General features: G+C 42.0%; 18 protein-coding genes, 1 other RNA gene and 1 pseudogene. 8 read left to right on the top strand and 12 right to left on the bottom strand.

The genetic code is table 11. The features are described from left to right. Window positions 1-35: 35 nt before the first annotated feature. Entirely contained in the window at window positions 36-1,211 is a 1,176-nt protein-coding gene (locus tag ACM0OP_RS17095) for a GNAT family N-acetyltransferase (protein WP_414529629.1), read from the bottom strand. A 170-nt stretch (window positions 1,212-1,381) separates the two neighbouring features. Next, a complete protein-coding gene (locus tag ACM0OP_RS17090) occupies window positions 1,382-1,519 on the bottom strand; it encodes a transposase (RefSeq protein WP_414529619.1) in 138 nt (45 codons plus the stop codon). 307 nt (window positions 1,520-1,826) lie between these two features. Between ACM0OP_RS17090 and ACM0OP_RS17085 the strand changes: the two genes are divergently transcribed. Then, on the top strand, window positions 1,827-2,483 hold the full coding sequence (locus ACM0OP_RS17085; RefSeq protein WP_414529618.1) for a hypothetical protein: 657 nt from the start codon (window positions 1,827-1,829) through the stop codon (window positions 2,481-2,483). Window positions 2,484-2,742: 259 nt separating this feature from the next. Here the strand turns inward: ACM0OP_RS17085 and ACM0OP_RS17080 are convergent. Then, window positions 2,743-2,995: pseudogene (locus tag ACM0OP_RS17080) on the bottom strand (zinc ribbon domain-containing protein); the annotation flags it as partial. Next, window positions 2,994-3,728, bottom strand: coding sequence for a RibD family protein (locus ACM0OP_RS17075; protein WP_414529628.1), 735 nt, complete (start codon window positions 3,726-3,728; stop codon window positions 2,994-2,996). The pseudogene ACM0OP_RS17080 and the gene ACM0OP_RS17075, both read right to left, overlap by 2 nt. A 393-nt stretch (window positions 3,729-4,121) precedes the next feature. On the opposite strand from ACM0OP_RS17075, the gene ACM0OP_RS17070 reads away from it, so the two are divergent. Next, window positions 4,122-6,185: an ATP-binding protein gene (locus tag ACM0OP_RS17070; protein WP_414529617.1), complete on the top strand. Its 2,064-nt coding sequence runs from the start codon at window positions 4,122-4,124 to the stop codon at window positions 6,183-6,185. Window positions 6,186-6,190: 5 nt separating this feature from the next. On the opposite strand, the gene ACM0OP_RS17065 is transcribed toward ACM0OP_RS17070, so the two are convergent. From ACM0OP_RS17065 to groL, 6 genes are all read right to left on the bottom strand, one after another. Next, a complete protein-coding gene (locus ACM0OP_RS17065) occupies window positions 6,191-7,228 on the bottom strand; it encodes a Gfo/Idh/MocA family protein (protein WP_414529616.1) in 1,038 nt (345 codons plus the stop codon). Between the two features lie 79 nt (window positions 7,229-7,307). Continuing rightward, window positions 7,308-8,033: a ribonuclease III gene (rnc, locus tag ACM0OP_RS17060; RefSeq protein WP_414529615.1), complete on the bottom strand. Its 726-nt coding sequence runs from the start codon at window positions 8,031-8,033 to the stop codon at window positions 7,308-7,310. Window positions 8,034-8,216: 183 nt separating this feature from the next. Continuing rightward, window positions 8,217-8,654, bottom strand: an RNA gene (gene rnpB / locus ACM0OP_RS17055) — RNase P RNA component class A. 49 nt (window positions 8,655-8,703) lie between these two features. Next, on the bottom strand, window positions 8,704-9,408 hold the full coding sequence (locus tag ACM0OP_RS17050) for a hypothetical protein (protein WP_414529614.1): 705 nt from the start codon (window positions 9,406-9,408) through the stop codon (window positions 8,704-8,706). Window positions 9,409-9,464: 56 nt separating this feature from the next. Further along, window positions 9,465-10,604, bottom strand: coding sequence for a magnesium/cobalt transporter CorA (gene corA, locus ACM0OP_RS17045; RefSeq protein ID WP_414529613.1), 1,140 nt, complete (start codon window positions 10,602-10,604; stop codon window positions 9,465-9,467). A 275-nt stretch (window positions 10,605-10,879) separates the two neighbouring features. Further along, the gene (gene groL / locus ACM0OP_RS17040; RefSeq protein WP_414529612.1) at window positions 10,880-12,556 is read right to left on the bottom strand and encodes a chaperonin GroEL; all 1,677 of its coding nucleotides are present in this window, start codon (window positions 12,554-12,556) and stop codon (window positions 10,880-10,882) included. Window positions 12,557-12,715: 159 nt separating this feature from the next. Between groL and ACM0OP_RS17035 the strand changes: the two genes are divergently transcribed. After that, window positions 12,716-13,798, top strand: a complete 1,083-nt coding sequence (locus ACM0OP_RS17035; RefSeq protein ID WP_414529611.1) for an MraY family glycosyltransferase — start codon at window positions 12,716-12,718, stop codon at window positions 13,796-13,798. 305 nt (window positions 13,799-14,103) lie between these two features. Here ACM0OP_RS17035 and fabG read toward each other — a convergent pair whose 3' ends face one another. Then, window positions 14,104-14,871 (bottom strand): 3-oxoacyl-[acyl-carrier-protein] reductase, encoded by a 768-nt coding sequence (gene fabG / locus ACM0OP_RS17030; protein WP_414529610.1) that lies wholly within the window; start codon window positions 14,869-14,871, stop codon window positions 14,104-14,106. 220 nt (window positions 14,872-15,091) lie between these two features. Between fabG and trxA the strand changes: the two genes are divergently transcribed. The 3 genes from trxA to ACM0OP_RS17015 all read left to right on the top strand — a co-directional run bounded on the left by trxA (window position 15,092) and on the right by ACM0OP_RS17015 (window position 17,279). Then, window positions 15,092-15,409 (top strand): thioredoxin, encoded by a 318-nt coding sequence (gene trxA / locus ACM0OP_RS17025; RefSeq protein ID WP_414529609.1) that lies wholly within the window; start codon window positions 15,092-15,094, stop codon window positions 15,407-15,409. A gap of 438 nt (window positions 15,410-15,847) precedes the next feature. Beyond that, window positions 15,848-16,705: an SDR family oxidoreductase gene (locus ACM0OP_RS17020; protein WP_414529608.1), complete on the top strand. Its 858-nt coding sequence runs from the start codon at window positions 15,848-15,850 to the stop codon at window positions 16,703-16,705. Window positions 16,706-16,889: 184 nt separating this feature from the next. Continuing rightward, window positions 16,890-17,279, top strand: a complete 390-nt coding sequence (locus ACM0OP_RS17015) for a hypothetical protein (protein ID WP_414529607.1) — start codon at window positions 16,890-16,892, stop codon at window positions 17,277-17,279. 20 nt (window positions 17,280-17,299) lie between these two features. Here ACM0OP_RS17015 and ACM0OP_RS17010 read toward each other — a convergent pair whose 3' ends face one another. Next, window positions 17,300-17,788 carry a YraN family protein gene (locus ACM0OP_RS17010; protein WP_414529606.1) on the bottom strand — a complete coding sequence of 163 codons (489 nt, stop codon included), beginning with the start codon at window positions 17,786-17,788 and terminating at the stop codon, window positions 17,300-17,302. A gap of 14 nt (window positions 17,789-17,802) precedes the next feature. Here ACM0OP_RS17010 and ACM0OP_RS17005 point away from each other — a divergent pair, with 14 nt between their 5' ends. Continuing rightward, window positions 17,803-18,312 carry a pentapeptide repeat-containing protein gene (locus tag ACM0OP_RS17005; protein WP_414529627.1) on the top strand — a complete coding sequence of 170 codons (510 nt, stop codon included), beginning with the start codon at window positions 17,803-17,805 and terminating at the stop codon, window positions 18,310-18,312. Between the two features lie 152 nt (window positions 18,313-18,464). Further along, window positions 18,465-19,427, top strand: a complete 963-nt coding sequence (locus tag ACM0OP_RS17000) for a protochlorophyllide reductase (RefSeq protein ID WP_414529605.1) — start codon at window positions 18,465-18,467, stop codon at window positions 19,425-19,427. The last annotated feature ends 338 nt before the right edge of the window (window positions 19,428-19,765 follow it).

Raw genomic sequence — 19,765 nt, 5'->3', positions numbered from 1 at the left:
GTCAGCCAACTCTGGCTGGCTTTTTCAGGAGAGGCTTATTCTTTACCAAACGGCAAATCCTGATTAATTGCTGCCATTTCCTGCTGTTCTAATTCATTGACTTCCCGAATATAAGGGCGCAGGATTTGTGCTAACCGACTATTATAAAAGCGGTGCAAACTGTGATTAGGCATAGCGGGAAAACCGCGACGTTTTTTGTGTCTTCCCCCAGCACCGGGATCGAAACTTTGGATATTATGGGCGATCGCCCACTCAATAGGTGTATAGTAACAAGCATCAAAATGTAAGCAATCTATTTCCTCAAAACTACCCCAGTAACGTCCATACAAGCGATCGCCTTTAAAAAGACAAAAAGACATACCCACAGGCTGACGCTGATCCTGCTCATGGTAAGCCGGGAAAAACACAACTCGATGGCGATAATTGCGGTGTAGCTGTTCAAAAAATTGCTTTGTCAGGTATTTACTACCCCACCAGCCAAACTTATCACAAGTATCAGCATAGAACTCATACATCAAAGGAAATAAAGACTGAGGAATTGCATCACCAGTCACCGCCTCTAATTTTAAACCTACTTTTTCTACCGCCTTCCGTTCTCGCTTGATATTGCGGCGCTGATTGGCATTAAATAATTTTAAATAATCATCAAAACTGTTAAAACCGACATTTTCCCAAATATAGCTGTGATGTAACCAAGGTGTAAAACCCTGCCGTTCCAGGACATTTCGCCATTGGGGATCAACATAGAGAAAATGACAACCAGAAATCCCATGCTTCATGCAAAAAGCATCAATCTCATGCACCATTAGCGCGGTAATTTCCTCCTCATCTTCTCCAGGGGCGATTAAAAACCGATAACCTTCAGCCGGGGTAAATGGAGTCATTCCCAGCAATTTGGGATAATACCTCACCCCTATCCGTTCCGCTAATTCTGCCCATTGGTGATCAAACACAAATTCGCCATAACTATGACCTTTGAGATAGAGTGGCGCAACAGCAATCAGCGTTCTATCCCGCCAAAGAGTTAAATGATTCGGTAGCCAACCAGTTTTAGCCGTAGCACTTTGAGATATTTCTAAATTATTCAGCCAATCCCATTCTAAAAACGGCGTTTTCATTGGTATTGCTAAAGCATCCCAAGCATTTTGGGGTACTTCGGCAATTTTGTTAATCCACAGGCTAGAGTAGCGAGGCTTAATTTTTTCCACGATTTGGGGATGAGTTAGGGAATAACGTATCGCTAAAGCGAAAGCTCCGCTAACGCGCAGCGTGCGCGTAGCGCATACCACAGAGACGCAGAGGACACAGAGAAATGAGAGTTTGAGCGATATTTGCGTAAGTCCTATTTAATTGGGATTAAACCCAAAAAAATCGAACTCCTTCACACAGAATATAGAATATCCCATTGTTCCCACATATCGACTTCACGCTTGCGACCACCGGATTTTGGTTCGGGAATCATATCACTGAGAAATTCATATTGATCGCGGGTCAGGTTGCTGGGGTAAGCTTTACTCATCTTCTTCTCTCCGTGCTTTGTTTTCAGTATTCACAGTTTATATTTAGAGAGCTTTTTTACCCCTCGGCTGACTTTTCAAACACCCTCTTCAGGAATACAATAATTTTAACCAGGACTTACGCAAAATTATCAAAAAACGTATCGCTAAAGCGAAAGCTCCGCTAACGCGTAGCGCATACCACAAAAGACACGTAAAGCCTTCTCTTCTCCCAAGGGGAGAAGTTAAGAGGATTTCAAAGAGTTCTTGCGTAAATCCTATTAACAACAGATTATTGAACTGTTATTTTCCACTCAGGAGTAAAAACTCATGAAACTATCTCGTTTTTGGCCATTAGTTGTTGGTAGTGCTGCTGTTGGTATCTTAGCTAGTAGTGCATCTCCAGTGCAAGCATTGATGGTGATGGTTGGGACACCTATCACTGGTTCCCTTCTATTTGGTGGTAATTCAACAAATTTTTACAGTCCCACCAATGGATTCGTTCCCACAGGACAAGGATATCTAAATGCCTCAGATCAGAACAACAGTGCTACAGTGCCTCTCTCAGAAACAGCTACAGAGTTTGGTTTTGTTGACTCTAGTAATACAAACACTGCTGATTTTACAACCATAGGACTAACGATTCAAAATATCACTAATGGTAACTCTATCTCATATCAGCAAATTTTTGTCAGCAGTGCGTTTACAGGTTTATCCATTAACAAGATAGCTGACACATTTTTAAATGCAGGTGTGACTGCATCTCTCATTGATGACACCATTACAATTGGCATACCCGGATTTAATAACACACCGGGAACTTTTACCGCAAGTTTTGAATTTTCCAATGCTACTCCCGTCCCATTTGACATTCCCGGTGGTGCAACAATACCGACAGTAGGCTCCCTATTCGCTCTAGCACTAATGAGAAAAGCTAGAAAGAAGATGGCATTAAAAGCGAGAAAAGCTGTCGTCACAGTTAGCTAATTGACACTCCCCGCCTAAATCGGGGATTCTACATTCATCCTAGTTACTTGCTCTACCAGGGGTTCCCCAAGCAGAGTAGAGGTTACTAGTCCTGTAGCGTTACTTTGGGATTGCCCATCCCTAGCTTTTGCAAGATTCAGAATTAGGACTTAGGCACACTCCACGAGTTCTGGGCGTTCTACAGCCCTTACGGGCATCGCTGCGCGCGGGCGACTTGGCGGTTTGATAAATTAAGCTTTTCAGCAATTTTTGCGTAATTCCTAAGAATAATTATTGCAGCGTTGACATCCCTTTGAAGTTCACAGCCACAACTACATCTATGGGTACGAGTTGAAAGGGATTTTTGAACTATTGCACCACAATCACTACATTTTTGAGATGTCATTCTAGGGCGTGTTATCAACAGCTTTAGTGTTGAATTTGACGGCAAAATATTCTAACCAATGGCGGAAAAGTCCCCAAGAAGCATCATTAATACTCTTGGCTAGTGTTTTTACCATGTTCTTGACCCTATAAACGTTGCACCCGATAGTGCAGAAATACTTCCTGTTCAACTTGATGCACTTTCAGAAGTTCTAATTTGGGAGCGAATGGAGATAAAAAGCCCACTCCTCCTACTGGTGTTGGTGCAGATGCGCCCCCTAAAATCAAGGGACAAACAGTTAACCAGAGTTCATCAATTAAATCTAATTCCAGCATGGAAGCGACTAGTTCACCTCCTCCTAATACAGCCAAGCGTGTTATATCTAAAGATGCCAGGTGTTGTAAAGCAGCAGAAATATCAACTTTGCCCGTTAATGTGTCAAAAACCATAATCTCCGCAAATTTTGGCGGACAGTCCTGTGCAGTTGTCAACCCCCTAAAGTCAGGTTTATCTTGTTGTCTTTGCCAAGAATTTGCCCCCATTGTTGTTGTTAGTAACCAGCGTTCAATGTGCTGCTGAAAAAACCTAATCTCCGGATTTAGTTCCCCAGAGTTTGTAATGACTATATGAAGAGGCTGACTGGGCTGACCTTGATTGATGCGATTTTGCAGCAAAATTGTTTGTGATACCGTCAATGTTGTACCATAGGCGCGAAGAGTACCAGCACCTATTAGCACGGCATCAGAGGCAGCAATTTGGGCTTCTAGGTGTGCTTGATCAGACCCGGAGCCAAATCTAGCAGGCGATCGCCTAAAATCTGCTATTTTACCGTCTGCACTCATTGCCAAAACAACTGTAGTATAAGGACGATTGAGCATGATAGGGTTGGTTTGATAGTTTTGATAATTTATTTGTAAATAAATTGATTTGCAGCGATTTTCAGGTAAATGAACCACAGTTTAAAATCTCACGCAAAGGCGCAAAGGAAGAAAGAAATACAGCTATCAGCTTGTGGTCTAAATACATGAAAACTACTGTAAAAAAGTATTTACTCCCCAGCTAGTTTTAACAGTGTCTCTATCGCTATATGCAACACCATTTATTTTCACATCTACCCTGTATGATTTTTGCTATACTCCGTGTCTGTTCAGAGGTGAAAAATTTCCCCTTCTTGGGAGTTGACAAGAAAATTATATTTAGCAGAATATCTCTTTGAGCTGTTCTAATTGCACATCATCCGTTTTGTGGTTTACAGATGCGAAGTGAGATACTCGATGGCTAAACCTCGTCAATCATCCTTCAGACGTATTTTAGTAACAAGAATTTTGCTTTTATTTGTCCCAGCTTTATTGTTGGGGGAAATTGTGGCATTAAATAAAGCTAGATCCAGCCTGTTGAAAACTGCCCGTCAAAATCTTACAGAAAGCGCTACCTTCAAAGGTGAAAGAATCGCCCAGGCGATCACTACCCTGCAAACTCACCTGCTAATTGTAAGTCAAACCAACACAATTCAATCTGGCTCCTCTGAAGAAGTACAAGAATATCTCACCTACTTAACCAAAAAATCACCAACTCAGGTTGAGTGCTTACAATTAACTCATTTACCAAGCGGTAAAATTTTTGCTAGCACCTGTGGAAACCAACAGATTAACCCATCGACATTATCTTTCCCTGAGCAAGGAGAAAAAATTGTCATGGAGCAAATCTTCCCCCCCAAGCCAGGAACCACGGGTCAAAAAAATCCCCAAGATCAACTGAGATTAATGGTATCCACCCCAGTTGACAGAACCACTGGGAGCGCCCAATATGTCTTAAGTATTCAATCAGCAGCCTATACCCAAACCAAACATCAGCCAGGATCATTAACAGGGGCTACCCTAGTAATTGGTGAAAATGGCATGGTTTTAGCACACCCATCAGCAGAACTAGTGGGCAGTAATATTAAACAACACCCAGATGCTGCTGAACTAGAATATATTGTTAAAAATGCCATAGCCGGAGAAACTAACTCCATAAATTTGCCTTCTCAACGAGGTAAAGAATTAATTGTCGGTTACACAGCTATTGATAATCCCATCACCACAGAGCCGGGGCAAAAATGGATAATCTTAGCTGTCACCACTGTAGATAATGCTTTACTGGGTTTAGAAGAACTCAAACTACTATTGATTGTTTTAACAGTGGGTTTGACTGGTGCGAGTTTATTAGCATTGTTATATCTAGCTCCCTACCTCGCCAACCCTCTGGAAGAATTACGAGATTATGCCCTCAATCTTCACAGTCACCACGCCGCCCAGCCAGTCCCACGGAACTTCAAAATCCGGGAGTTTAACCAACTAGCCCTAGCCATAGACCAAATGGTTGAGAGACTCAAAGCCTGGGCGGAAGAATTAGAAATGGCTTGGAAAGAAGCAAAAAATGCCAACCAGATTAAAACTCAGTTTCTGGCTACTACTTCCCATGAGTTAAGAAATCCTCTGAATGTGATTATTAACTGTGTGCGAGTAGTTCACGATGGCTTGTGCGATAACCGAGAAGAAGAAATAGAGTTTCTGAAACGTGCCGATGACACAGCTATTCATTTGCTGGGTATTATTAATGAGTTACTGGATATTTCCAAAATTGAAGCTGGTAAGCTCTCAGTAGTGTCAGTACCCATTGATTTTCGTCAAATTCTGCTGGAAGTAATTAATTTACAATCAGTCAATGTGCAGCAAAAAGGTTTGCAGTTAAAAACTGATTTAGGTACTGACTTAATTCCCGTCAAAGCAGACCCAGCCAAGTTAAAGCAAGTCCTGATTAATGTGATTGGTAATGCGACTAAGTTTACTGACCAGGGAAGTATTAAAATTTCCACAATCATTTCTCAGGATATTGGTCAGCCATATCAGGTAATTGTTAGCGTCACAGATACAGGTTTAGGTATAGAACCCGCCCAGCAGCACAAACTATTTCGCCCCTTTGTGATGTTAGATGGTGGCTCAAGCCGCAAGGTGCAAGGTACGGGATTAGGTCTAGCAATTTCCCGGAATTTAATTGAACTGATGGGAGGTTCTATTACATTGGAAAGTGCCGGGATAAATCAAGGGACAACGGTAAAAATTACATTACCCCTAATTGATCCATCCCTGTTAACCACTGTAGATACAGTAGTGGTGAAGCAGATGAAATCATATCCGATTCATGGACAGGAAATTGTGCCAGAGTCTCATGAGATGAATGGATCTGGAAAACCAGGTTTAGATTCGGAAAGTTGCGAACTATCTTATGCTGTCTTGCAATTAGTTAAATCTCCCCGGTCTGAAGACAAGGAAATTTCTCAAGAGTCCAGAGAATAACTTTCTTAAGCGGACTGGATTTTCACAGCTACAGGTTGTCCCCCTTGGTTTAAAGATGCTGTGATAGCCGAAAGAATCTCTACTAATTCTGTGCCGACCCAACCTGATGAAATCTCTGGGGTTGTGTTTTGAATTACACTGACAATAAAGCGATCGCAAACTCGTTGCAATGGTTCACCTGTAGGAAATTCCAGCACCTCTGCTTTTTGATTTACAGGTAAAAACTGATTTCCCTGACGTTCAAATTCACCATGTAACAAAGTTAAGGGTGATGTAGTGGACATTTCATCAAAAATCAAACAACCACGGCTACCCACAACCGCCAATCTTCTCTGTTTATCAGGATTTCCCCAGCACAGATGAATATATACCTGAAATCCATCGGGGTAGGTCATTGTTACCCAGACCAAATCGGCTAATCCTGATAGAGACTGATTAAATTGCTGATTCTCTTGCAACCACACTGTCCCCGTAGCCTGTACTTGCACTGGGCTTTGACCCAGCCAGTTGTTAAAAATGGCAAGATCATGAATCGCTAAATCCCACAAAGCATCGACATCTTGACGAACTGGCCCTAAGTGGGTGCGTGCGGCGTAGCCATAGCGTAAATCACCTAATGTCCCAGCTTGAACTACATTTTTACCCTGTTCAACTGCTGGGTGAAATAAATAAGTATGATCCACCATCAGGATTAAATCCTGTTTTTCTGCCAATTGGCACAGTTCCAGACATTCTACTGAATCGAGAGTTAAGGGTTTTTCTGCTAAAACATGATAGCCCCATTTTAGGCAGTCTTTAATTAAAGTATAGTGGGTGGTGGCTGGAGTGGCGATCGCTACTGCTGTCAGCCCAGGCACTTGCTGTAAATCTGAATATTCGGTACTTAATAATACATTATCATCTAAGTTAAACTGCTGCTTTACTACTGCTAATCTTTCTGGTTGGGGGTCTATTACCGCCACTACACTCACTTGGGGATGTGCTAAAAAATTTCGCAGTAAATGTACACCCCAACGTCCCACACCAATAACAGCAATTTTCATGTAATTATCACCACCTGCAAGTGGTTGAGGATACAAACAGACAATACAACAAAATGGAAGAGTTCCCGCTATCAATATCTTAGGTTTCCGGATTATTCTGGCTAGAAATTGCCAAGTAAGCCATCTTAGCCGCAGCTTGTTCAGCAGCTTTAATAGAGCGTCCTTTACCTTCACCGAGTTTTTGATCATGTAGCCAAACTTCAGCAGCAAAACGCTCTTGATTTTGGTTAATTTGATTAATCTCCGTGACCCGATAGTCAGGTAAAACTTTAAATTCTGCCTGTGTCCATTCTTGCAATGCTGCCTTGTAGTTAAGTCTAGCAGGATCGCGGCGAATTTCCGTTGCTAACTTTTTCAAGTGAAAATCTAGCCAAGGACGAATTAATTCCAGATTATTAGTGCTGAGGTACAGCGCACCCAAAACAGCCTCAAAAGCATCCGCTAACCGTGATTCCTGACCAATTTTATCACTCGTAGCACTACCAGCCACAAGTAAGTATAGTTGAAACCCATATTCCCTCGCCAGTTGCGCCAGGATGCGATCGCTCACCAACACTGAACGAATTGCCGCAAAATCCCCCACAGGACAATCAGGATATGTTTCCCATAACACCACCGCCGCCGCTAATCGCACCACCCCATCACCGACAAACTCCAACTGTTCATAATTTGCCGATTCCGAAACAGTAGGATGAGTCAGAGCCAAATCCAACAGATCCCACTTAATTGGTAAACCTGGTGGTAAACCTAATCTTCTGATTAAACTTTCGAGCTGTCGCTGACGGCGTGGATAAACAAGTGTCATCAAGGGGACTGGGGACTGGGGACGGGGGACTGGGGACTGAGGACTGGGGACTGGGGATTGGGGACGGGGGACTGGGGACTGGGGATTGGGGACTGGGGACTGGGGACGGGGGACTGGGAACTGGGGACTGGGGACTGGGAATTGGGGAATAGTATTTGATTCAATACCGAAAATAAAAATAGGGGAGAGAGTCGGACATAAGCCGGGTTCTGTTCTCTCCAGTGTTAAAAAACACCTTTGAGGGCAGTTATCTATCTGGGACGTTTGTTACCAAACGCCTCTAGCGGCTCTACTAACGGAAACTGGTAAAAGACCAACCATAGTCTCCTTTGGCCTTGCTCCCAACCGGGGTTTACCGAGCCACAACCTCTCGGTTGTGCTGGTGCGCTCTTACCGCACCTTTGCACCCTTACCAAGTATTGGGTATTGGGTATTGGGTATTGGGAAAATTCTTTCCCTACTCCCTACTCCCTACTCCCTAATTCTTGGCGGTATCTTTCTGTGGCACTATCCTCACGATCGCTCGCACTGGGCGTTATCCAGCAAGTCTGGTCTTTCGGGAGTCCGGACTTTCCTCAAACCAGTCAGTCTGACTGATCTGCAACCGCCTGCGCCTACTCCCTCCCTCATTCCAGTGTAATCTGGGATGGTGTGATATGTCCGGTTATGATTATTTCTTTTTCTTCCAAGGCAAAGCATAAGTCCAGTGTAATTTTTTAATTGTGAAGGGACAGTTGATGATGCACATAAGTGGGACATTCACACCGGGAGCTAAACCCACACGGACTTCAGATATCCGCAGGACTAACTGTAGTGAAAATTCCAACTCTGTTTTTTCATTCATAAAATCGTTATATAACTTTTTTTGTGGTGGACCACCTTTGCTGAGTGAAGTGATATTAACTAGGGGTTTTTTAGCAGAGTAAGTTCCAGATACTGGATCACGTTCAAACACATCTTCTGCTGTTACTGTTTCGGAAAGAGTTTTTTGCGGCGTAATCAGACTAGGACTTTGGGGAACAGCTAAATCGCGGGTTAAGTCTGGTGATTTGCGAATCACTCGCCGGGATTGCTTGGTATGTTCCACAACTATAGAGCTATTATCCCAGTCAACATATATGGCAATATTTTCAGATTTATTCTCAATACTCAGAGATAAATCTTTCAGGTCATCTATGGGATAGAAAGATTGGAATTTAACAGAAATACCGATTTTATCTAGCAGATTTTGTTCTTTGAGTTGCTCATTAACTACTGCTGCATTTAATTCAAATTTAATTCGATCATCTATAGACTCGATCATCCGGTTAAAGACGTAAGAAACGCCAATAATATAAATTGTCAAAACGACTAAATTTTGGTCGCCATTACTCATAACTCAGAATATTAACTCCCTGAAATAATTTTATGTATTGAACTCATTAGCTCTGTTCAATTATGCTTAATTGCTGAGGAATTTTTCAGCCAGCCTCGTCGCCAGAAAAAGAATAGTAACCCCAAGGCGATCGCTGCCATCACTGCCAAACAAATTGGGTAGCCCCAATACCAATTAAGTTCAGGCATATTATATGGAGATGTTTCAGTGTTGAAATTCATCCCATATATTCCTGCCACAAAAGTTAATGGAATAAAAATAGAAGAAATTACCGTAAGCAACTTCATAATTTCATTCATTTTATTACTTACTGCCGACAAATAAACATCCATCAATCCCGATGCCAATTCCCGATAATTTTCCACCATGTCCATGACTTGTACTGCATGGTCATAACAATCTCGCAGATAAATTTGCACTTCTGCTCCTATGAGTTCGCTACCATCTCGAATTAAAGAACTAATTGCATTTCTCTGAGGCCAGATAGCACGACGTAGTTGCAGAAGTTCTCGCCTAATTTGATAAATTTGTTGTAGGGTTTTTCGCGTCGGGTTGAATATTACTTCCTCCTCTAATTCTTCCAATCGCTCCCCGTACAGTTCTAGAACTGGGAAAAAGCCATCAATAATTGCATCTAATAAGGCATAAGCTAAATAATCAGCCCCCTGTTTGCGAATAATTCCTTTACTTTTATCAATTCGTACCCTGACGCTTTCAAAGCAATCATGTTCTGGTTCTTCCTGCACTGTGAGGAGATAATGTTTCCCTAATACAAAACTTACTTGCTCACTATAAAAGCCACAGTTTTGTGACATTGGCACTACCATCTGGGAAATTATGAGTAATTGGTCTTCATAATCTTCGATTTTGGGACGTTCTGCCATATTGACTACATCTTCTAAAACTAGAGGATGTAAATCAAAAACCTTACCCAATCGTTGTAATATGTCTGGGTTGCCTAATCCTTGTACATCTACCCAAGAAACGGATTCTTGATCCAGATAAGCGGTACATTCTTCAGGGATTTGTATTTGTTTGCGAATGAAGTTATTTTGGTTATAGTCAAATAAAATAATTGTGGTATGTTCGGCATTTTCATCAATTATGATAGTTCCTGGTATAGTGCCGGGTTGGTGATAAAATTCCTTTTTGTAGAATTTCCTCACTGCTTTTATCGGACGAAGTTTTCTTACCATACAGTTTTATTTAATAGTCAATTGTCATTAGTCAATGGTTAAAAAATGGCGTTTTTGGACTTTTGCTTCTTCATGCTAGAAAAGCATCTGTATTCATTTAACCTTTTGGCATAAATTTTACCAATTTGAATAGCATCAAATTTTGTTAAAAATCACACCAATATGCCACGGCTGATCATATCACTTCATTATCCTTCAATTAGCAGGGGTATAAAAAAACAGTTTGCCGTAAAAAGACAAACTGCTAACCAAATATTTACATGAAGCAATAGGGATTAGAACATACCCATACCACCCATACCACCCATACCGCCCATGCCACCCATGCCGCCCATACCGCCCATACCGCCCATGTCAGGCGCTGCTGCGGCTTTCTTCTCTGGTTTTTCTACGACAATGGCTTCGGTAGTAATCACCATACCAGCAATAGAACCGGCATTTTGCAAAGCGGAACGTACTACTTTAGCAGGATCAATGATCCCAGCAGCAATTAAATCTTCAAATTTTCCAGTAGCGGCGTTGTAACCGATATTGAAAGCGCTTTCTTTGACCTTGGAAACAATTACAGAACCTTCATCACCAGCATTATCTGCTATTTGACGTAAGGGAGCTTCTAAGGCTCGTTTGACAATATCTGCACCAATTTTTTCTTCTTCGCTGAAGCTTTGTTTGATTGCGTCTATTTTCGTAATCAAGTTAATCAAGGTTGTACCACCACCGGGGACGATACCTTCTTCTACAGCAGCTTTAGTGGCGTTCAGCGCGTCTTCAATCCGCAGTTTGCGGTCTTTGAGTTCGGTTTCTGTAGCCGCACCCACTTTTATCACCGCGACACCGCCTGCTAGTTTGGCAATGCGTTCTTGGAGTTTTTCTTGATCGTACTCAGAATCAGTTTCTGCTAATTGCTGACGAATTTGAGCAATGCGGGTTTGTACTTCTGGTTTGGTTTCTCCAGCCGCAACAATTGTGGTGCTTTCTTTGTCAATGGTAATTTTGCGGGCTGTTCCCAGCATTTCTAAAGTGGCGGTGTCTAGGCTTAAACCGATTTCTTCAGAAATCATTTGTCCATCGGTAAGAATGGCAATGTCTTGTAATAAGGCTTTGCGGCGATCGCCAAATCCTGGTGCTTTAATAGCTGCCACATTTAGCACACCCCGTGCTTTGTTAACTACCAAAGTTGCTAAAGCGTCACCGTCTACATCTTCAGCAATAATCAGCAAAGGTTGACCCAGACGGGCAACTTTTTCTAAAACTGGCACTAAATCCTGGATATTACTGATTTTTTTATCGGTAATCAGGATGCGCGCATTTTCAAATTCTACGATTTGTCTGTCAGTGTTGGTGATGAAGTAAGGAGAAATATAACCCCTGTCAATCTGCATCCCTTCCACTACTTCCAATTCTGTAGTTAGGGATTTAGATTCTTCGACAGTGATCACACCATCTTTGGTGACTTTTTCCATAGCTTCGGCGATCATCGCGCCGACTTGTTCATCATTACCGGCGGAAACAGTCGCTACTTGAGCGATCGCACTACCTTCTACTGGCTTGGCGGCGCTGGCAATTTCTTTTACCAGAGCTTCAATGGTTTTATCAATACCACGCTTTAAGCTGATAGGGTTAGTACCAGCTGCAACATTCTTTAAACCTTCTTTAATCAAAGCCTGTGCTAAAACTGTGGCAGTGGTTGTACCATCACCTGCGATATCCTTGGTTTTGGATGCCACTTCCTGAATTAATCTCGCACCGGTATTTTCTAAAGGGTCTTCTAATTCAACTTCTTTCGCAACGGTGATCCCATCATTGACGATTTGGGGTGCGCCATATTTTGCTTCTAAAAGGACGTTACGACCTCTTGGCCCCAAGGTGATTTTCACTGCATCGGCTATAGCGTTAACACCTCTTTCCAGCGATCGCCGTGACTCTTCATTAAAGGAAATAATTTTTGTCATGTTTTATCTCTCTAGCGGTTCCATTAGACAATTTAGCACTCTCAAGACCAGACTGCTAATAACCAAAGCACCTCAGATTATAATTGAAAATAAAAAAATTGATTAATATTACAGTTGATGATTATCTTAGGACACTGGCAGTAATGCTGGAATTGGGGGATGAATTTATACAATTTTCTTGATTCCCTCGGCATTGCCGACCCTCGCGGCTCCGGCTGGTTGGCAGTAGTATTTACATTTATTTTGGCTTGGCTGGTGACATGGCGTTTAATTCCCATAGTCAGGAAATTTGCCTTGCGGGTAGGTTGGGCAGACCAACCCAACGCCCGCAGACTGAACAGCGAGCCTTTACCTAATGCCGGGGGTTTAGCCATTTATGCCGGTGTAATTGCCGCAATGGTATTAGCTAGCCTATTACGACCGATTGCCCTGCAAAACGTCTTAGCTCAAGTTCTCACCATTTTACTAGGAGGTTCCATCCTAGTACTAGTTGGTTTTATTGATGATCAATTCGGTTTACCTCCTTCTGTGCGCTTGTGGGCGCAGATTGTCACCGCATTATTACTCTATGCCAACGGTATCAGTATCGAAGTGGGTTTTAGCACCCCCCTTGACCCCATATTTTCCATGTCCCTCACCGTACTTTGGGTAGTCGGTATCACTAATGCCATCAACTTGATGGACGGAATGGATGGACTAGCGGGAGGTGTCAGTTTTATTACTGCCATGAGTTTATTAGGGGTTGCTGCCCAATTTCCCAACCGGGCTGCGGCTATTTTAGTGCTAGCAGCTTTAGGGGGTGGCGCGCTAGGCTTCTTACGGCATAACTTCCACCCCTCAAAAATTATTATGGGTGATGCAGGTGCATACTTTTTTGGTTATGTGCTGGCTGCCACTAGTATTTTAGGTAACTTGCAAGAAAATACAATTTTTGCCCTGGGGCCAACAGTTCTATTTGTCTTGTTGCCAGTAGTAGATACTACACAAGTATTTATCCGGAGGTTATTGGCAGGAAAAAACCCTCTCAGTACGCCCGGTAAAGATCATCTACACCACCGCTTGTTGGCCTGGGGATTCTCCCAAACTCATGCGGCATTCACCTTGTGGGCTATTGCTTTAGTCTTTAACTTACTGGCTATGAGAATACAAGGCATGACTTTAGTCGTGATTGCTGCTACTGGCTTGAGTATTATTGCCCTTTTGGGCTTAACTGTCTGGCACAAAACTAGTCAACGCTCTTGAGTTACTTTATGTCTGTTTAAATACTGAAATTAACAGTAATTTCACTTAAATAAACCAGATAGTAGGGGAAAATTTTTTGCTCCCCTACTAATTTTTGTGGTTAAAATTTAGTCCAAAATCATTGGGCGAATTTATTCGCGGCTACACAAACAAAGCCCACCTGCGTGGGCTAAATTCGTCACAGTAAAATTTTGATATAGCAACCGCCAAGGACGTTAGGACATAAACTGAATCATAAAAGTTAAACACCGAAAGGCTTTGACCCCACTCCCTACTCCCCACTCCCCACTCCCCAGCTATACTGATTAAGCCATAACCATGCCACCATCAACGTTAAAGACTTGTCCGGTAATATAAGCGGCGGCGGGATCGGCGGCCAGGAAGCGCACCATACCGGCTATTTCTTCTGGTTGACCGTAGCGACCGAGGGGGATATATTTCAAAATATCTTCCGTGTTGCTGAGGCTGCTAGTCATGTCTGTGGCGATGAAACCAGGGGCGACGGCGTTAACTGTGATTCCACGCGAAGCTAGTTCTTTGGCGACGGTTTTAGTAAAACCAATGACTCCGGCTTTGGCGGCGCTGTAGTTAGCTTGACCAGGATTTCCCATTTGTCCAGCAACGGAAGCAATATTAATAATCCTTCCAGAACGTTGTTTGAGCATGATTTTACTGGCAGCATGTGTGCATAAGAATACACCAGTTAAGTTTAGGTCAATTACGGCTTGCCAATCTTCTGGCTTCATGCGTAAAAGTAGGGTGTCGCGGGTAATTCCGGCGTTATTGACGAAGATATCAATCCGCTTAAATTTGTCCATGACGGTGTTAATCAGTGTATCTACTTGCTCGGCTTTGGATACATCTGCTTGTAATGCGATCGCCTGTCCCCCTCCTCCATTAATTTCTGCAACCACAGTGTCAGCAGCACCGCCAGAATTAGCATAATTAACTACTACAGTAGCTCCTTGAGTGGCTAGTTCTAAGGCGATCGCCCTGCCGATTCCCCGTGAAGCACCTGTAACAACAGCTACTTTTTCCCGTAGGTTTTGTAAGTTTTCTGGCAAAAATTCCATCAATTAATCCTCAGCTTTTTAAATAACCGCGCTAATTATCTTATGGTGATTTGTACCTACATTTGAAGTATTTGAGATTTATATTTTTCCCGCATCACACATCTATGCCTTGAGGAATAGTGCAGAATTGAGCAACAATAAAAACAAAATTATGATATGCCGATTATTTCACGTACACATTACCATTGAAAGAAATCAATAAAAATTTGGTGTGTGTTACATGGCTACAAAAAAACAATTCAACAGTTTTGAAGAAATGTTATCAGCTGCTGACGTACCTGTTTTAGTAGATTTTTATGCTGACTGGTGTGGTCCTTGTCAAATGATGGTGCCAATTTTAGAGCAAGTAAACGCCCAATTACAAGATAGGTTACGTATTGTAAAAATTGACACAGAAAAGTACACCGCACTAGCAACTCAGTATGAAATTAATGCTTTACCAACCCTGGTATTATTTAAACAAGGTCAGCCAGTAGAGCGGATTGAGGGAGTAATGCAAGCAGAGCAATTGGTGCAACATCTGAAAAATTTCATTTAGATTAGGACTTACGCATACACGTTAGAACATAAACTGATCATAAAAGTTAGACACCGAAAGACTTTTACCCCCCTAAACTACAAAAATCCGGTTCCCTCCTCGCTTGCGGGAGGGGTTCTTTCTATGCGTCTTTATATAAAATTGGTAGTTAGGACATTTCCTGTTCCCTGTTCCCTTAAAACCACAATTATGATGTCTTAAGCAATATGTCCGTTGCTATATGAGATGGCAAAAATAATTTAATATTTTCCTAAAAGATAGCTGGGCTACATTTCTGATTGGCTAGTGAATTTATAGTTAAAGTCTTTATAGAATCCTGAAATTATGAGCAGGAAATGAATATTTCAGTTGCACAGACTGAGATAGAAAAACTTTAAATGCTCACATTTTCTGAATTTTGAGATCAACTCTGTAAGATTAATAGTGCTGAGGAAATTCATGCTTCCAGGAAATAAAAATACCGTTGTGATCACAGGAGCATCCACCGGAATTGGTGCAGCTTCTGCTTTGCTTTTAGATGAATTGGGATATTTTGTATTTGCTGGTGTTCGTAAAGATGAAGATGCTCAAAAATTACAAAAAAAAGCATCACCAAAACTCAGACCGATTTTTTTAGATGTCACTGATATTGAATCAATTCAAAGTGCAGCTGCAATTGTCACAAAAACAGTAGGTGATAGTGGAATTTTAGGTTTAGTCAATAACGCTGGTGTTGCTGTTCCCAGCCCATTAGAATTACTACCCATTGCCGAATTTCAACAGCAGATGAATATTAATGTCACTGGACAACTAGCGGTGACACAAGAATTTCTGGGGTTATTACGCCAAGGTAAAGGGCGAATTGTGAATATGGGTTCCATTAGCGGTAGAAGTGCTGCACCATTTTTGGGAGCTTATAATGCTTCTAAATTTGCCCTAGAAGCACTTACCGATGTCATGCGTATGGAGTTACGACCTTGGGGAATTTCAGTTAGTATTATAGAACCAGGTACCATCGCCACACCAATTTGGGAAAAATCCTTTAGTCAAGTAGATACAGCTAGGAAAAATCTCCCAGAATCAGCAGAACAACTTTACGGTGAAGCCATGACTGCTGTACGTAAAAAAGTAGAGAAAATAGCATCACAGGGAATTTCTTCAGAATCAGTCGCAAAAATAGTTTTGCAAGCCCTGACCGCAAAGCAGCCCAAAACACGTTATCTTGTGGGACAAGACGCTAAAATTGCCGTCTTCCTCAAGAAGATTTTGCCAGATAAAATGTACGATCGCGTCATGTTATATTCAATGGGATTGTGATTTAGTCTGAGTACATCTACCATTTCTGACTGTATATTCCCGATAAGATACAACTTCAATATCAATTAGCAGCAAAATTGGGTAAACCTCCCCATACAAAAACGGGGGCTTCTACCCTACCGGGAATAACAATCTATTAGCGAAAATAGAAATGTAGGATGGGCCTTAATCCAAAGCAGCAACTATGGAATATTTATATTACCTGGCAAATGCCAGTTTAACTCTGAGAATTGTACAACATCTGCACGCCAGACCTCAGATGCCCGTTTCTTTCGTCACCGTAATTCATCAAATTGATGGTTGGGTTGTGAGAATCAAATTTCAAGAAGAAATTTCACCCCAAGAATATGGGGATTTTCGGGCTTTTCTCAACGAATTAGGAATTAGCTACGAGCCACCAATGCGGGTGCAAATGGCACTGTGGAGTTTACAAGCAGGACAATTACCAGTAGACGTAATGCGCCGCTACCAAGTAGCCATCGTTTCACACGGTAATCCACAGAGAGAAGAAATTGAAGCTTTCCGCCAACAGTTCGTGCGGGGGCTAGGTTATTGTCCAGAAACACTGGCTTAATTTTCCTCAATGCGCTTCTATTATTCATCAATACAAGAGTCAAAAGCTGCTGGTAAGTATTCTTGTAGATAAAATTGATATTCATCTGCGGATAAAGTAGCTAAAGGTTCCGGAGTACATTTCAATGCAGGGTGCTGTTTTAATCTTTGCTTACAGTAGACAATAGCAACATCAAAGCGACATAGATAGTCAGCCTTTTCAGGATACTGCGCTAAAAACATTCTCGCTGTCCGCCCAATTTTGACTTGTTTTTGTCGTGTAATAGCACCTTTACCCCCTGCATCCCAATTTCCTTGACTACGGGTTTTCACTTCTACAAATGCTACTTGGGGTAATGAGTTCACCAACAGATGCTGTTCTGGAAACTGAGCGATAATGTCGATTTCTCCCCAAGGACTGTAAAAGCGACGATGCAAAATTTTCCAACCTTGAGAATGTAACCATTGTGCTACGAGGTCTTCTCCTAATTCACCAATATCGGGATAATGAGAGGAAGGAGGGTTCGCCATTGGTTAAAAATATGATGAATAGTAGATTAAGTAATCGAATTGCAGCCAGTATACTGAGTGTATTCTTTGGGGTAATACTTGGCATTACAACAATTGTAGGGTATGCGGCCACCGCTTTAGCCCTGGAATATAACAAAGAGATTTTGATAGAAGCTGATTTTTCTGGGCGTGATTTAACAGACTCTAGTTTTACTAAAGCTAATCTCCGTCAGAGTAACTTTAACCATGCTAATCTGCGGGGTGTTAGCTTTTTTGCCGCTAATTTAGAATCGGCTAATTTGGAAAGTGCTGATCTCTCATTCGCTACTCTAGATTCAGCCCGCCTGATTAAAGCTAATTTAACCAATGCGGTTTTAGAAGGTGCGTTTGCTTCTAACGCTCGCTTTGATGGTGCAATTATTGATGGCGCAGATTTTACTGATATTCTGCTGCGTCAGGATGAGGAAAAAAAATTGTGTCAAATGGCTAAGGGTACTAATCCTGTTACCGGAAGAGATACACGGGAAACCTTGTTTTGTCCTTAAAGATGAGGATTCTTCAGCATTAGGGAGTCTGTATTAACTAACTACTACCCACTTCCCTAACTCTTTTCAAAAGTTAAAACTTGATGGCTCTGTGGTATGAGATCATAAGACCATCAGGTATGTCACAAGACGATTCATGCAATTTTAATAAAATGGCACAAGATCAGAAGTCAACAGTCGTAATCACCGGCGCTTCCTCTGGGGTAGGTTTGCAAGCCGCGAGAGCGCTTTCCCAAAAGGGGTGGCACGTAGTGATGGCTTGTCGGGATTTATCCAAGGCAGAAAATGCTGCGAAATCTTTGGGGATGGAGCCGGATAGCTACACAGTCATACATATTGACTTAGGCTCATTGGAGAGTGTACGGAAATTTGTCAAGGATTTTAGAGAAACGGGTAAGTCCTTGGATGCTTTGGTGTGCAATGCGGCAATTTATATGCCTTTAATTAAGGAACCGTTGCGAAGCCCTGAAGGATATGAATTAAGTGTGGCGACAAATCACCTGGGTCATTTCCTGCTGTGTAATCTGCTTTTGGAAGATTTGAAAAATTCACCTTCTTCTGAGCCAAGGTTAGTAATTTTGGGAACTGTGACACACAATCCCAAGGAGTTGGGAGGAAAGATTCCCCCCCGTCCAGATTTGGGCGATTTACAGGGTTTTGCCGCAGGTTTTAAAGAACCGATTACCATGATTGATGGTAAAAAGTTTGAACCAGTCAAGGCTTATAAGGATAGTAAGGTGTGTAATGTGTTGACTATGAGGGAGCTACATCGGCGCTATCATGAGTCACACGGTATCACTTTTAGCTCTCTTTATCCTGGTTGTGTGGCGACAACTGCCCTCTTTAGAAATCACTATCCTTTGTTTCAGAAGATTTTCCCTCTTTTCCAAAGGTATATTACTGGGGGCTTTGTGACTGAAGAAGAATCAGGCGATCGCGTGGCGGAAGTTGTCAGCGATCCTCAATATAATCAATCTGGTGCTTACTGGAGTTGGGGAAATAGACAAAAGAAAAACGGTAAGTCTTTTCTGCAAGAGGTTTCCAATGAAGCCAGCGATGATGATAAGGCTGAACGGATGTGGGAATTAAGCGCTAAGTTGGTGGGCTTGGCTTAGGCTTTTTTCTCTTAAACCACAGGTGAACACTTGCAATTGTTTATCTGTGGTTTTTTTTGTTGCTGACAGGGATTCCCCATTTTAAATTAATGAGTAAATTTATCCGTAAATTGTGATTTTACTAAGTAGTCACTTATAATCTGTTTAGTTTAAGCCTTGCTTCTTAAAGGTTATGGAATTTAATTGACTACTATTGGCTCTTATCAGGTAACAGTCCAAATTGAATCGACGGTTGAGGAAACAGCTTTTCTTTCCTCCGCTACAATAGAAGATATGCCCACTGATTAGACATATCCTTAATATAAACAATAAGGTATAATAAAGAACAAAAGCAAAGA

Source organism: Nodularia chucula CCY0103, assembly GCF_963923915.1.
Classification (GTDB): domain Bacteria; phylum Cyanobacteriota; class Cyanobacteriia; order Cyanobacteriales; family Nostocaceae; genus Nodularia; species Nodularia chucula.
This window is presented reverse-complemented; position numbering and strand designations above follow the sequence as displayed.